This window comes from Pseudomonas sp. BAV 4579 (assembly GCF_009765395.1).
Classification (GTDB): Bacteria; Pseudomonadota; Gammaproteobacteria; order Pseudomonadales; family Pseudomonadaceae; genus Chryseomonas; species Chryseomonas aestiva.
Window position 1 is genome coordinate 1 of sequence record NZ_WHOV01000151.1, and the last position, 15,549, is coordinate 15,549.

7 protein-coding genes and 1 pseudogene are annotated in these 15,549 nt (G+C 53.6%); all 8 read left to right on the top strand.

Annotated features, from left to right (window positions below; translation table 11 throughout):
- The first annotated feature begins 374 nt into the window (after positions 1–374).
- Positions 375–653, top strand: coding sequence for a transposase (locus GSQ95_RS27310; protein ID WP_158895388.1), 279 nt, complete (start codon positions 375–377; stop codon positions 651–653).
- 147 nt (positions 654–800) lie between these two features.
- A pseudogene (locus tag GSQ95_RS22890) lies at positions 801–1,289 on the top strand (IS3 family transposase); the annotation flags it as partial.
- Between the two features lie 33 nt (positions 1,290–1,322).
- On the top strand, positions 1,323–1,532 hold the full coding sequence (locus tag GSQ95_RS27315; RefSeq protein WP_158895386.1) for an integrase core domain-containing protein: 210 nt from the start codon (positions 1,323–1,325) through the stop codon (positions 1,530–1,532).
- Between the two features lie 228 nt (positions 1,533–1,760).
- Entirely contained in the window at positions 1,761–3,209 is a 1,449-nt protein-coding gene (locus GSQ95_RS22900) for a TolC family outer membrane protein (protein WP_158895384.1), read from the top strand.
- Between the two features lie 160 nt (positions 3,210–3,369).
- The gene (locus tag GSQ95_RS22905) at positions 3,370–5,532 is read left to right on the top strand and encodes a type I secretion system permease/ATPase (RefSeq protein WP_158895390.1); all 2,163 of its coding nucleotides are present in this window, start codon (positions 3,370–3,372) and stop codon (positions 5,530–5,532) included.
- Positions 5,525–6,997, top strand: a complete 1,473-nt coding sequence (locus GSQ95_RS22910; RefSeq protein WP_158895382.1) for an HlyD family type I secretion periplasmic adaptor subunit — start codon at positions 5,525–5,527, stop codon at positions 6,995–6,997. The genes GSQ95_RS22905 and GSQ95_RS22910 overlap by 8 nt, the downstream gene beginning before the upstream one ends.
- Before the next feature lie 43 nt (positions 6,998–7,040).
- On the top strand, positions 7,041–8,060 hold the full coding sequence (locus GSQ95_RS22915) for a glycosyltransferase (RefSeq protein WP_158895380.1): 1,020 nt from the start codon (positions 7,041–7,043) through the stop codon (positions 8,058–8,060).
- Between the two features lie 928 nt (positions 8,061–8,988).
- Positions 8,989–15,336: a hypothetical protein gene (locus tag GSQ95_RS26905; protein WP_158895378.1), complete on the top strand. Its 6,348-nt coding sequence runs from the start codon at positions 8,989–8,991 to the stop codon at positions 15,334–15,336.
- Positions 15,337–15,549 lie beyond the last annotated feature (213 nt).

Consider the following 15,549-nt stretch of genomic DNA (forward strand, 5'->3'; position numbering starts at 1 on the left):
GGTTGGCCCGAAGTACAGTGTGCACCGAACCTTCTGTGAGCCCTATGTGCCTGTGAACCCGCTTATCACGAGTTAGACGGCTGCGTGTCTGCTGCAGAACAGGGAGACACAGGGAGAGCATCACGCAAAGATCTACACGCCCTACCCGATGCTTAGCGTGCTCTAGGGGTGAAGCTTCAAGACCAGGTCGAGAAGCTTCGGGGTTGCCACTGATGACCGCCAGTGCGCGAGCGGGGTGGAACGCTTGGATTATGGGGCTGTGACCGTGACAAAGGCAAGAAAGCTTTCGGAGGTGTCGGTTTCCGAAACAGATAAGACTCATCACCAACAACTGGTCTGTCCCGAGCTGAGTGGACACTGGCTCAAGGTGGATAATGCCCATCGCAAGGAGTGTTCATGACCAGGCCAGACGACGTTCTCCCGAATCCTTCAAACGCGAGGCGGTAGACCAGGCGTTTGCCGGTACGCCGCTTCGTCATGTTGCCGAGACGCTGGGCATCGCTGAAAGCCTGTTGGGCAGATGGAAGCGCACCAGCACGAACAGCAAGGTGACGATGCCTTTCCGGGCAATGGCAAGCAGCGGGGCGAGAGTGCGGAGCTGCGTCGCCTACGCCAGCAACTGGCTCAGGTCACCATGGAGCGTGGTGTTTTAAAAAAGCGCTCGCAATCTTCTCGCAACCCACGAAGTGAAGTTCCGCGCCATCGAGGCGTTGGCCGGTCGTTATCCCGTAGCGCCGATGTGCCGGCTGCTGGGGGTATCCCGCAGCGGTTGCTATGCCTGGTAGCAGCGGTCTCCCTCGGCGAGAGAGATCGCGAACCGGCGTCTGAGCAAGGAGATTCGCACCATCCATCACGACGTGAGTGGGATCTATGGCCATCGCCGAATCAAGGCAGAGTTGGCTACCATGGGGCTTGCGTTTGGTCGACACCGAGTCGCTCGACTGATGCGCGAAGCCGGCCTGCACGTCCGTTCGCGTAAGCGTTGGCGGCTGGTTTCCAGCAGCCGTCATTTTCTGCCGATTGCCCCTAACCACCTGGATCGCAAGTTCACCTCGGATCGCGCCAATCGGCACTGGGTCTCGGACAGGACCTATATGCGGACGGCCCAAGGCTGGCTGTATCTGGCCGTCGTGCTCAATCTCTATTCACGCGCTGTCGTGGGTTGGGCAATGTATCATCGGATGCAGCAGCTCTTGGTGCATGCTGCTCTGGAGATGGCCGTTGCACGCCGACAGCCGGAAGAAGAAGTGCTGCTGCACTCAGATCGTGGCAGCCAATACTGCGCGTAGGACTACCAGGCCTTGCTTCGGCGACATCGAATCGTGCCCAGTCATTCACGTCCGGGGAACTGCTGGGACAACGCCGCGATGGAGAGCTTCTTCCGTTCGCTGAACGCTGAACGGGTGTACCTGACTCGCTACGCTAGCTGCCAGGAGGCAAAAACCGACCTGTCCAGCTACATCCGCTTATACAATCACCGCTGTCGCCACTCGAAACTGGGCTATCTCAGTCCGATGGAATTTGAGCGATAAGATTCGAGCAGTAGCTCTTAACTACCTGTCCACCAGTTCCGAGACAGACAAATCTTTGCCAGTGCAACTTCGCTGCCGTATTCCTATCCGGCTCCGTTCAGAACACACCTGACCGCCCATCCAGCGCGCTCAACCCTCTATCTGAAGAAGATTACCCGGGCGAATCCCTCCCTTTCGCTCTAGGTTAATGTACTCGAACTGCAAGGAAAGCTATGACCCGGAACGTCGATGAAAGTCCTGTACCCCGCTGCTGTGGCCGCTTCGCTGTCGTTTGTCACGCTGTTTCTCTCTGTCACGTCGTTACCCGCGGTGGCTGGTCCACGAGCGGACCTTATGGTTGTCTACCAGGCCGCGCTCGCTCACGACGCCCAGCTATCTGCTGCGCGCCACGCCTACCAGGCACAGCGTGAGGCAGTTCCCCAGGCTCGTGCCGGCTTGTTGCCTAGCTTGACTGCCGGAGCTACCACGGAGGCGACACACCTCTCGCGTGCCGAACCCGAGCTCTCCCGGGACCGGAGTGGCACCAGCTTCCGTGCCAACCTCAACCAGCCACTATTCCGCCTGGACCGCTGGTACGGACTCAAGACCGCCCAGTCGGGTGTGGCCCAGGCCGAGCTGGATCTTGCGGCTAAAGAGCAAGCGCTGATTTTCACCGCCGCCCAAGCCTATTTTGAAACGCTGCGCCAGCTTGATACCCTGGCCGCGGCCAAAGCTGAAGAGACGGCGCTTTTACGCCAGAGGGACCAGGGCCAGGGGCGGCTGGACGATGGCGCTGCCAGCATTACGGATGTCCTCGATGCCCAGGCAGCCTATGACGTGGCCCTGGCCAACCGACAACTCGCCCAGCGCAAGGTCGACGACGCCTACGAAGCCCTGGTCAGGCTGACCCAGCAGCCCTACACCACCGTCGCGGGGATGGGCCACCAGCTACCCATAGAAGCACCCGAGCCCAACGACGCCGCCGCCTGGGTTAGCACTGCGCTCAGGCAGAACCTACAAATACAGGCCAGCCAGTTCGCCGTGAAGGCAGCCGAAGACACCCTGCGTCAGCGTAAGGCCGGTCACGCGCCGACACTGGACGCCGTGGCCTCGTACCGCAAGGGCGACAATGACAGCTTCGGCTACAGCAACCCCACCGACTATGGAGTAGATGGTTACCGTGGTCGCGTCAGCCAGAGCAGCATCGGACTGGAACTCAGCATCCCGTTCTACAGCGGGGGCCAGGTCAGCTCACAGGTGCGAGAGTCGACCGAACGGCTCTACCAGAGCCAGGACGAACAGGACGATAAGCGACGCGAGACGGTACTCAACACCCGCAATGCCCATCGGGCCATTAACACCGACATCGAGCAGGTCAGGGCCCGGCGGCAGAGCATCGTCTCGGGTGAGAAAGCCGTAGAGGCCAATCAAGTGGGAGTCGACGTAGGTTCACGCAACATCGCCGATGTACTGAATGCCCAGCGGCAGCTCTATGCGGCGGTACGCGATTACAACAACGCTCGTTACGACTACATTCTCGACACCCTTAAGCTCAAGCAGGCGGCCGGTACGCTAGCGCCGAGTGATCTCCAGGCTCTCTCGAAATACCTAAAATTTGACTACGTGCCTGAGCGTGATTTCTTACCAACACTCGCCGGGAAGGCAGCAGAACAGATGGTTTCCGTGAGAGCCGAATAAAAGGTTCTTGAGGCCGTAAATACAGCTTCACCACCAAGAAAAACCTAGCTACATTGAAGTCAAACGAGTCGCTAAATCGGTGCAATGAGGTGTTTAACTCAACCGAGTCGGTTACTCAATTTTGGACTTGCCCTTAGGGCGCTTTTCGCACGGACGCATCATACACGATAACGGAGTTGGCGCGCCTGCGCCTGAGGTTTCCGCGCACGTCGACACAGGCCTGGCCTGCCTAGTTATGCTGGCGCGCTTCCACCAAGTGGCCGCCTCGGCCGAACAAGTCGCTCACGAATTTTCCACACCCGGGCAGCCGCTGGGCACTGACGGGCTTCTGCTGGCGGCCCGTAAGCTTGGCCTCAAGGCTAAGACCGGCCAGACCACGCTGGCTCGCCTAGAACGCACACCGCTACCGGCTATAGCCCAAGACCGTGACGGCGAGTTCTTCATCCTCGCCCGCCTTAACCAGGGCAAGGCCCTGATCCACGATCCCAAGTCGCAACGGCCGGAAGTCATCAGCCTCGACGTGCTGGAAACGCGCTGGTCCGGCACCCTTGTCCTGGTCCGCTCCGAGGCCGCCGCTGCGGGCGAGACTTCGCGTTTCGACTTCACCTGGTTCATCCCGGCCATCGTCAAGTACCGCAAGCTGCTCGGCGAGGTGCTGCTAGTCTCCTTCGTCCTCCAGATTTTCGCCCTGGTGACGCCATTGTTCTTCCAGGTGGTGATGGACAAGGTCCTAGTCCACCACGGCCTTACCACCCTCGACGTCATCGCCATTGGCCTCGTCGGTATCATGCTGTTCGAATCGCTCCTGTCCGGCCTTCGCAGCTACGTCTTCGCCCACACCGCCAGCCGGATCGACGTCGAACTCGGCTCCAAGCTGTTCCGCCACCTGATTACGCTGCCATTGGCCTACTTCCAGGCCCGCCGGGTGGGGGACTCAGTGGCAAGGGTCCGCGAGCTGGAAAACATCCGCAGCTTTCTCACAGGCAACGCCATCACCCTGGTATTGGACATCCTCTTCTCGGTGGTTTTCCTCGGCGTGATGTTTTACTACAGCGGTTGGCTGACACTCGTCGTGGTGCTATCGCTGCCGCTGTACCTATTGATCTCGCTGCTGGTCACCCCGGTGCTGCGCCGCCGGCTCAACGACAGCTTCGCCCGCGGCGCGGAAAACCAGGCCTTCCTGGTCGAGACAGTCAACGGCATCGACACCCTCAAATCCATGGCCGTCGAACCCCAAGCGGTGCGCAAGTGGGACAACCAGCTGGCCGCCTATGTCTCGGCCGGGTTCAAGACCCAAACCCTGTCCACCCTGGCCAACGAGAGCGTATCCCTAATCGGCAAGCTGGTCACCGTGGCCACCCTCTGGGTCGGGGCGCGGCTGGTCATCGACGGCCAGCTCAGCGTCGGCCAACTGATCGCCTTCAACATGCTTGCCGGCCGCGTGGCTCAGCCGATCATGCGCCTGGCCCAGCTGTGGACCAATTTCCAGCAAACCGGGGTCTCCGTGCAGCGCCTGGGCGACATCCTCAATACCCGCACCGAACTGAGCCAGGGCACCCGCAGCGCTTTGCCGCCGCTCAAGGGCCAGATCGAGTTCGACCAGGTGCACTTCCGCTACCGCCCGGACGGCTCCGAGATACTCAGGGGCATCAGCCTGAGCATCCGCCCCGGCGAAATCATCGGCGTCGTTGGCCGCTCCGGCTCGGGCAAGAGCACCCTGACGCGCCTGCTGCAACGCCTCTACGTTCCCGAGCGGGGCCGAGTGTTGGTCGACGGCATGGACCTCGCCATGGCCGACGTCTCCTCTCTACGCAGGCAGATAGGCGTGGTGCTGCAGGATAATATGCTGTTCAACCGCAGCATCCGCGAGAACATCGCCCTGACCGACGCCGGGGCGCCGCTAGAAGCTGTCATGCAGGCAGCGAGGCTCGCTGGTGCCCATGACTTCATCCTCGAACTGCCGGAAGGCTACGACACCCTGGTGGGCGAGCACGGCGCCTCCCTCTCCGGGGGCCAGCGGCAACGAATCGCCATCGCTCGCGCCCTCATGGGCAACCCGCGCATCCTCATCTTCGACGAAGCCACCAGCGCCCTGGACTACGAGTCCGAACGCATCGTCCAGCAGAACATGAAAGCCATCTGTAAGGGCCGTACCGTGATCATCATCGCCCACCGGCTCTCCGCCGTGCGCGACGCCCACCGTATCCTCGTCGTCGACCGTGGGCAGATCGTTGAACAGGGTAGCCATGCCGAACTGCTCACCCTGCAGACCGGCCACTACTCACGGCTGCACCGCCTGCAGCAAGGAGGCAGCCATGTCTGACGCCAATGCCCAATCCTCAGGCGCACTGAGCCAACCGTCACACAGCAACCGCCTCGAACGCCACAGCTTACTGCGCCGCTACCACCGCGTATGGCGCCAAGCTTGGCGGCAACGCAAGGCCATGGACGCCCCGCGGCGACTGGCGCATGAAATCCAGTTCCTGCCTGCCGCCCTCGAGCTGCAGGATAACCCCACCCATCCAGCGCCACGCCTGCTGCTCTGGGTCATCATCGGCTTCGCCGCCATCGCCCTAACCTGGGCCTGCATCGGCAAGATCGACATTGTGGCCACCGCAAGTGGCAAGGTCATCCCCAGCGGCAAGACCAAAATTATCCAGCCCAGCGAGACCGCTGTCGTAAAAGCCATCCACGTGCATGACGGCCAAGCTGTAAAGGCCGGCGAACTGCTGGTTGAACTGGACTCCACCGCAGCAGACGCCGACGTCGGCCGCATCCGCAGCGACCTGCTCGCCGCCCGCATCGACAGCGCCCGCGCGAGCGCAATGCTCCAGGCCATCAATAGCCGGCAACCGCCCAAGCGCTTGCAAGGCACCCTCCAAGACGCCAACCCCGAACAGGTACTCGCCGCTGAACGCTGGCTGCAGGGCCAATACGGGGAATACCGCAGCAGCCTCGACCTGGTCGAAGCCGAGATCGCCCAGCGCCAGGCGGACATCGGAGCAGCCCGCACCCAGGTGGCCAGCCTGCAGAAAACCCTGCCCATCGCCACCAAACTGGCGGACGACTATGAACGGCTGTTGCAGAAACAGTACATCGCCCGCCACGCCTACCTGGAAAAGGAACAGGCACGTCTCGACCTGGAGCGCCAGCTGAGCGTGCAGCAAGCGAGTGTCTTGCAATCGAGTGCCGCCAAAGGAGAAGCCGAGCGTCGGCGTGAAGGCGTGGTCGCTCAGACCCGTCGGGCCATGCTCGACCTTTTGCAGCAGGCCGAACAGAAGATTCGCAGCCTCACCCAGGACCTGGCCAAGGCCCGCTACCAGGAAGACCTTACCACCCTCGAAGCCCCGGTGGACGGCACCGTACAGCAACTGGCAATCCATACCGTGGGCGGCGTAGTGACGCCCGCCCAGCAACTGATGGTTGTGGTTCCGAAGGACCAACAGGTGGAAGTGGAAGCCATGCTGGAGAACAAGGACATCGGCTTCGTCCATCCCGGCCAACCGGTGACGGTCAAGGTCGAGACCTTCACCTACACCAAGTACGGCACCCTGGAAGGCACGGTGACCAGCGTCTCCAGCGACGCCATCGAGGATGACAAACGCGGCCTCATCTATAGCACCAAGATAAGGCTGGGCAGCGACCACCTGAACATCAATGGCCAGGACATCAAGCTTTCTCCCGGCATGGCCGTGACGGCGGAAGTGAAGACGGATCAGCGCCGGGTGATCGAGTATTTCCTGAGTCCACTGCAGCAGTATTCGAGCGAGAGTATTCGGGAGCGCTAAGGAAAAGAATCCCTCGCGCCTCATAGGATTCAAGGTTGAAACGATGAGAGTGCAGTTTATTCACCAAAACTTCCCTGACCAGTTCCGTCATATCGCCGCGCATTTGAGTCGGCAGCCAGACGTCGAGGTATTGGCAATCGGCCGCGATACTGCGCCCGGCCTATCTGGAATACGCCTGCTTTGCTACCGGCCAAAACGCACCGTAGCGGCCTATACCCATCCTTATCTGCGCAGCTTCAAGGACGCCGTACTGCACGGACAGCAGGTCTTCAGGGTTATGTTGGACCTGAAGCGCAAAGGCTTTTGCCCGGACGTCATCGTGGCACATCCGGGCTGGGGTGAAACGCTGTATGCCAAGGATGCTTTCCCAAGTGCCAGGCTGATCCAATTCTGCGAATACTACTACCATGCCCGAGGCGCCGACGCAGGCTTCGATCCGGAGTTTCCTAGCACAGCGGATAGCGCAGCGTCGATTCGTACACGCAACGCCATACATCTACTTAACCTAGAGAATTGCGACATAGGTGTTACGCCGACGCAATGGCAACTCAGCCTGCACCCCGCCGCATACTGGAACAAGATCAAGGTCATCCACGAAGGTATTGATACCGACCTTGCTCGACCTGACTCGGAAGCCACCTTTCAGTTGCCCAATGGGATGATGCTGAAAGCGGGCATGCCGGTGCTCACGTATGTGGCGCGCAACTTTGAACCTTATCGAGAATTTTACATCTTCATGCGCGCGTTGCCCCGGATATCGGAAACCTGTCCGAACTGCCATGTAGTATTTATAGGCGGAGACGACGTCAGGTACCGCCCGCGACCATGTTTTGCCGAGAACTGGAAACGAAAACTGCTGAATAAAGTAGGCGTCGATAGCGCCCAGGTGCCTTTCACAGGAAAACTACCGTACAGCAAATATTTAAAAGTACTGCAGCTGTCTCGAGTACACGTATATCGCACCTACCCCCTAGTTCTATCATGGTCGTTTCTGGAAGCAATGGCGTGTGGGTGCGCCATTATCGCTTCTAAAAAACTCCCCTCTGCAAGAGTTCGAAGATAGATGCTGCGAAAACTCTAAGGTGGTAGATTTTCGACGTCGAAAGTGTGGCAAATACGGTGATTCATTTGATGCGAAACAGATGTGCGCGCGAGAAGTTGTTTCGTTGCGCCAGCAGTTCCGTAAGATGCCTAAGCGTCAGGGCCACAATTGAAGCTTGTAAGGATTTGATACAGAGGAATAGTAATGGCTTTCGATAGCGCTGGTTTGTGCGGGTTATAAAATGCTTTTTGAAATCTTGAATTTCGTGTGCGGTGTTTAGTGAGGCTGTAATAATGTAGGCGTTGGAAAAGCTTACGGATTAATAATGCAATGAATTGAGGCTAGAGTGGAATTCAGATGATAGGTCTGATAGTTATCGTGGGCTTAGCGGTGTACCTGTGCTTGAGTATAGCTTTTACAGTATGGTGTACGGCTTATTTTTATAATAGGGGGAAAGGTAAGTGGGTAGGCTTTCTCCTGAGTGTTTTCCTAAATCTAGCCTTTGTTTTTTTGGACTTAATTCCTGTTCGAGGGTCACATTTATTCTATTGCCATAACTATTCAGGCGTATGGGTCACTGTTCCCACAGAGAGATGGAGAGCAGCTATTGATGCAGCTTTAGTAACGGATTCGAGACCTAATAATACTCGTAAAAAGCATGCCGTAGTTGATGGCAAGCTTAGAACTTGGATCTCGGATAGAATCTACTGGGAGGGTTCCAGTAAGGATGAATTTTACGGATTCCTCCGACGGTTCGAGGATCGAATAGTTGATGCGACTGATGGGGCAACGCTGGTAAAGCGAGTTGACTATATGTCGAACTATACGGGTATTTTTGGTGGTCTAAACAGTACTTTTAAACCCTGGCTGCTTACTGGATACTGTCCTGGTAACTTGGCTAGAGAGTTCGATAGCTACCGCAAAGCAATATCAATAGGAGATCGATGAAATGGAAAAAATAGATTTCGTGGCGCAGTTGTCAGCTTTAGCAGAAGCGGCCTATCTAGACTTGGACCCAACCCAAGCTTTAGATGGGCAGCTAAAACCATTGCCACCTGAATTGGCCAATAGAATTGTTGAAGACTGGAACGTGGTCGCTGCCACAGGCAGTGACTTACATAGTGGCTTTGCTTCGACATTATTTGAGAACAAAGATGGTGCGTATGTATTTGCGATAAGAGGGACAGAAAAAACGTCTGCAAGCGATATGGCGGCGGATTTTGGGGACTTGGTTCTTGATGGCATAGCTGTAGAGCAACTCGTTGATATGTATAATACTTGGCAGCGATACACACACGGTGCCGAGACAAACAATAATTATACGTCATACTCCTTAACCCTAATAGGTGATTCAAGTGAAACAGTTTCGTCGGAAGCTGAGCGCCTAGGCTATATTCTGTTGAACGATATAGTAGGCGACGAACTAAAGGCGCGCTGGTACAAGCTAACTGCTGACGAAAGAACGGATGGGCTAGGTATCATAGGTCCAGAAAGCCAAGTTTATGTAACAGGGCACTCTTTGGGAGGGAGTCTTGCAGCTGCTTTCACTAGATTATTTCCTGGGATAGCGAAAGAAGCGGTTATGATAAACGGCGCAGGTATAGCTGCTGATAGTAGCTCTAACTACGTTGCAGAACTGTTTTCCCAGCTTGGCGGAGCCTCTGCCTTCGATACTTCTGTGATAAATAATTTTACGGGGACAGCAGGACTAGAAGTCGTAACGGGTGACGAATTCATAAAACAACCTGGCAACGTTGTCGAGGTGGAAACAGAAAGTAGCAATATTTTCAGTACATCGTTGGGGCATGGTGTTGAGCAGATGACTGACACCTTGAGCTTAATGGGATTGCTACAAGTTATCGATCAGGAGACTACTGTAGAGAGAGCAAATAAGCTACTTCTATCAGCAGGTGATGATACCGATCAACAACTGGAAGATACTTTGGGTATCATCGCGAAGGTGCTTGGAGTAGATATTTCTTCAGAAAAATATAGCAATCTTGAGGCGGCTGGTAGAGATGCATTCTACGGATACTTAAATACCGTTTATGAGAAGCTTCTGCCATATATCGGTAGTACGCAGATTGTAGAGCTCGGCGGGATGTCGGCGGATGAAATCGCTACGAAAGTCAAGTCTGACAGTTCTTTAATGCTCGCCCTATTTAACCTCAGTTCTTTCGCAATTGGGGGTATCGAACATAATGATATTAAACTGTTTCAGTATAGTGCGGATACGGGAGCAGGGAGTTTGACTGGGGCGTGGGTCGCGGACCGTGCAAAAATGCTATCAATGCTCATCGCTTTTAGAGAATTAGACTCTCCTGAAGTTGCCGAGGAATCATACTATGATATCGAGTCAGGAACCTCAATATTCTCAACCTCGGGGCTGGCAGGTGCGCGTATTGTCTTCGGGTCAAATGAATCCGGTGATTCCTTAGAAGGAGGTAGTGGCGATGATCATCTATATGGTGGTGCTGGAAACGACAAGATTCTAGGCGACATAGGAAATGATTATATCGAAGGAGGTCTTGGAGCTGACGAACTCGAGGGTGGCCTAGGAGATGACACTATCAACGGCATGGATGGGGACGATATCTTAAAAGGAGGTTCAGGAAGTGATCTGTTAGAAGGCGGCCTAGGATTCGACATTTACCGCTTTACTTCTGGCGATGGTAAGGACGTGGTATCCGATATAGATGGCAAAGGCCAAATAGACCTTGCTGCTTTGCACGCTGCGAAGCTGACTCGAGTTTCCGACGACTCCTTCGTTTGGCGGACAGACGATGACAGGGTTACAGTGTCTTTTGTAGGGAAATCGTTGTCTGAGTCCGGAACGCTTTTCATAAGTTATGGCCCTGAAGATCTGATACAGATCAATAACTTCAATAACGGCAGTTTAGGGATAACGCTCCCGGAAATACAAAGTGGCAATATTCCATCTGACGGTCCTTTCATCATTGAAGGCGATATATTAACGGTGGAAGACAGCGCCTATGATCATTATGGTAACGTTTTGGGAAGTGCCCATTCAGATCCAGGGAAATATGACGCTCTACAAGGTTCGACTGGCATTGACTATATCTACGGATATGACGGTCAAGATGCCATCGTCGCCGATGATGGAGACGACATCGTCGAAGGAGGTCTTGGGCGAGATTTTATTGCCGGCGGCCGCGGTGATGACACGCTATTCGCAGACTCGCGAATCGATCCACTGTATATCTTGAGCAGCATTGATCCAACTGATCAGGACTCCCTACATGGGGACGTTATATCTGGTGATGAAGGCGATGATATTCTGGTGGGCAGCACTCAAAGCGATTGGCTAGACGGTGGAGAAGGAAAAGATACCATTTATGGAGGAAATGGTGATGACATCATCTATGGCGACTCAAGTGTAGTGATCCGGCGTGGATTAGATTGGGCGCACTACAAGAATTATACGGACGATCCAACTGCCAGAATCGACACTGCTGGTTACGTAGAAATAGAAGGTGACGGTTTCTTAGCGCCAGATAATTTTGGTCAGGCTGACCTGATATATTCAGGTGATGGTAATGATCTGGTTTGGAGTGAAGGTGGCGACGATACTGTGGATGGTGGTGCGGGGAATGACTGGATCATGGGGGGCGCAGGCAGTGATCTATTAATAGGAGGTTCGGGTAATGATAAATTAAACTCCGCTAGTAATAGAGCAACCAATACGTCCGATAAAAATGAGGTTTATGGTGGTGAAGGCAACGACATAATTTGGGGGGATGGTGGCTCAGATTATCTCGACGGAGGTGATGGAGATGATCTGATCTTCGGTTCCACCTCGACGGCACTTCAATCCGATGCAGATGCTGATGTCATTTATGGTGGGCTAGGAAATGACACCCTTTCTGGTGGCGCTGGAGCTGACCAATTATACGGCGGTATAGGTGCCGATATTCTCTTTGGAGGATTAGGCGATGATGTACTTGACGGCGGAGAGGGTGAAGATGTCCTGCGGGGTGGGGCTGGTCACGATATATACCAAGTAAATGTCGGAGATATCGTTCTCGACGATATTGGTGAAAGCGTAATCAATCTCGAAATGAAATTTGATCCAGAGAAGTTTCGGGTTTTTGCTCCAAATGACGGCGACCCGAAGCTAATGTTTTTTTCAGGTGAAGACCCGATATTCACAGCTGTCGGTAACATAGAAAACTTTACTTTTAACTTCGCTTCCGGCGAAAGCTTCCAGGCCGCGGAGTTGATCGCGTACTTTAGTCTCGTACCTGTTACTGAAAATGCGGTCAGCATTGCGGGCGTAAACACCGGTACACAGCTTGATGATACCTTGAGGGGAGGGTACGGCGACGAAGTTTGGAAGGGTAATGCTGGCGATGACAACATCGTTGGAAACGGAGATAACGATACCTTCCTTTACGGTCTTGGTGACGGGCACGACACTGTCTCCCAAACTTCCGGTAGCTTCTCAATTAAGCTGGACGATAGCATATTGAGTTCGGAAGTTAAGTTTTACATCGCGAATGACGGCGCGCTAGTTCTAGGCTTCCAAGATGGGGGCTCTATTACCGTTACTAACTATGCAGATAACGCTGCTGTAATCGGTGAGGTGGTATTTAGCGATGGAACTAAATATGGGGATAGCCAACTTCGCCAATTTAGTACTTTGCTAAAAGAAGGAACGGCCGATGATGACGTTATCTACGGAACTGCTCGGGCTGATATAATTTCAGCTGGAGAGGGTAATGACTTTATTGCGGGCCAGGGTGGCAGTGATGTTGTATACGGTGGTGAGGGGAAAGATACTTACCTCTTCGATAGATCCGGTGGCCAGCTGTCTATCGTAGAGACCAGCGGTGCCGAGTCTATAATCCAGCTTAGCCAGATCAGCCGAGACTCTATCTTTGCGCACAGAGAAAATGATGATCTCGTTGTTGGCTCTTCAACAACAGGCACGTCTATACGCATCGTGGATTACTACAATGGCGAGCAAACTGTGAGCGTTGTAGATCGCAATGGGAGCGTGGCCTTAGAAACTTTGCTGGCAAGCAATAATTATCAACAAAGCTTGCTGACTGCCGATGAGCGTTTTCGCAAAAAATTTACCAATGCAAATCTTACGGTCCTATCTGAAATAGGTGCTCAATACGGTGCGAGCGTAGTATCAGGCGAGGAAATCACCCCTGTATTGAATTATGACATTGCCAATTACTCATACTCTCGGTACCCTGGGTATGGCGGGGATATTCCGTCGAACTATACGACATCCCAGTATTCCTCCATTAATATTTTCAGGACGGTGTCGGAATCGGTATCAATTGAAGTCAACGGGGAGTTTGGGCCGGGGGACGACTATGCACTCTACCGGTCAGTTTCTCAAACACTCGGCGCGGTAACTATTTCCGCGACTGCAACATGGTCCTATCTGCAGAGCTCGTCAAGCTCTAAAGTTTATAATCAGGCCGCCTATCAAACATACATAGTCACAGTCAAAGGTTATGGCAATGGCGATGATCTGTCTGAGGGCAATGCAAGCAATGTCATCTACCATGATTATGTGTATAGCGTGCCGTCTACTCAAAATACCTACGTCGAGAGGGTGTCGACAGACACATATTCTGCAACTCTAAGTGACATTTCTATTCAAGACACAGCTGATTCTGATTCTGTGGCGCCAGGCACTAACACCGTGATCGCAGCGGCTACATCTTATGAAATCGGTACGAGAGACGTTCTGTTGCGCGGTGGCAGTGAGGATGACTATATTGATATATCTAACTCGGGAATCGTTTTAGACCCTCAGTCTTATGGATATAATTCGGGCTTCAGCCTTGTAAGAGACAAGGTATCAATTTTTGGCGGTGAAGGAGATGACAGGGTAGGGTATATGAGCTATCCCACGTCTGACGACCTCAGAGGTGTTGGTGTACTTCTGTCAGGAGGTGCTGGAGAAGATCGTCTTTACGGTAGCCAGTATGGGGATTGGCTTTCAGGCGGAATCGGAAATAATTTTCTGAATGGAGCAGGCGGCTCAGATAGTTATTTCTTTAGCTTGGAGGATGTAGGCTCTACCAGTCTAATTGATGACACCGGTAGGGCGTTGGACACCGAGTTGGGGCCGGACTTATTCGCCACTGACACTGTCCTTTTCGATATTGGTATCACTATCGATCAGCTAAAATTTTCCGTCATCAGTGATGATGACGGTGTTCCTTCTTATCTCAAGGTTCGGTGGGCGGAAGGGTCCGTGATATCTATTCCTATTGCATCTGATGGAGATAGACTCAGCTATGGGGTCGGGATCGAACGGTTTGAGTTTGCAGATCAGACTTCAATCAGCTTTGATCAGGCGCTTGCTATGGCGAGTATCGAGCCAAAAGAAATTTATTTGGGCACGGTATCCCAATCCGGATTACAGCCAGTTTTGATCTCGGAATATGGCGCATCTGTCATAAAGCTTCCCATTGCAGATTTACTAGACAACGTAGAAGGTGTAGAAGATGCACATGGACTTAAGCTGTATCTTAGTTCTGGAGGCAAGCTGACTGAGATTAAGTCTTTTAAGGTCGTGGATAACAGTGTCGTTGTTAGTGGGGTTATTTCTTCCGTACCAGTGGGTATTTTTGTAGGTGGGGAAATATACGATGTCAAAGATTCCCATGACTTTCAGTTCATCATTAGTGGCCAAGATGTTAGTGGTAATGTAAGTTCACTTGTTTATGATACGGAGGTGCCGCAATTCAGTAGCGGATACTACGATGACAGTAGTAATCAAGTTTATGGTTACGATGGAGCAAGGAATGCGCTCGTGAATTGGAGTTCGGGTGCTGTTTTTGGTGGTGATCAAGAAGATTATCTAGGGAATGGCACGGATCAGGGATATAGGGATGGTAAAGAGGGGGCGGACACTTACTTTGTATCCCTTCATGACAACACAAATGTTATTATTGAGGATACAGGGACATTAGGAAATGACGCTCTGGTCATCTCCGATGCATGGTTTGATGAGAGCGCTTATTCTTCAATGTACTTTTCCATGAGCGGGGAAGACCTTTCTATTACATCCACGCAAAATGGTGGCGCTATCATCATAAAGGACTGGGAAAACCATGCCAAATATGACGTTCTTGCCTATAACGAAGTGCTCTCCCACCAGCAAATTGATAATCTGGTCAGCGCTTTGGCTGCGTTTAGTGGGTCCGATTCTATGCCCAATTCCCTCGAACAGAGTCAGAAAGCTCAGGTCTCTGAGTTGGTAATGGCGGCTTTCGCAGATGGAAATTACCAAAAGGGATCAGTATGATGATTTGACGCTGCTGTATACGCCTGTATGGATTAGACTTTGCTCTATCCTGCACCCTTGGCGCTCGGCCGTATACGTTACTCACATGCCGCCGTCGTTTTCACGACTGCGGCGTGTTTTAAGATGACTTGTTTGTTGATGACGGATTTGTGGATTCAGCCTGTCGACGCAACAGCGTGGTTAAAACACTCGGCAGGAGTCGAGTACCCCAGG

What these genes read in the sequence shown, in the direction of transcription:
- GSQ95_RS22910 (WP_158895382.1), top strand. Translation starts at nt 5,525, where the DNA reads ATGTCTGACGCCAATGCCCAATCCTCAGGCGCACTGAGCCAACCGTCA.
- GSQ95_RS22900 (WP_158895384.1), top strand. Translation starts at nt 1,761, where the DNA reads ATGAAAGTCCTGTACCCCGCTGCTGTGGCCGCTTCGCTGTCGTTTGTC.
- GSQ95_RS22915 (WP_158895380.1), top strand. Translation starts at nt 7,041, where the DNA reads ATGAGAGTGCAGTTTATTCACCAAAACTTCCCTGACCAGTTCCGTCAT.
- GSQ95_RS26905 (WP_158895378.1), top strand. Translation starts at nt 8,989, where the DNA reads ATGGAAAAAATAGATTTCGTGGCGCAGTTGTCAGCTTTAGCAGAAGCG.
- GSQ95_RS27310 (WP_158895388.1), top strand. Translation starts at nt 375, where the DNA reads ATGCCCATCGCAAGGAGTGTTCATGACCAGGCCAGACGACGTTCTCCC.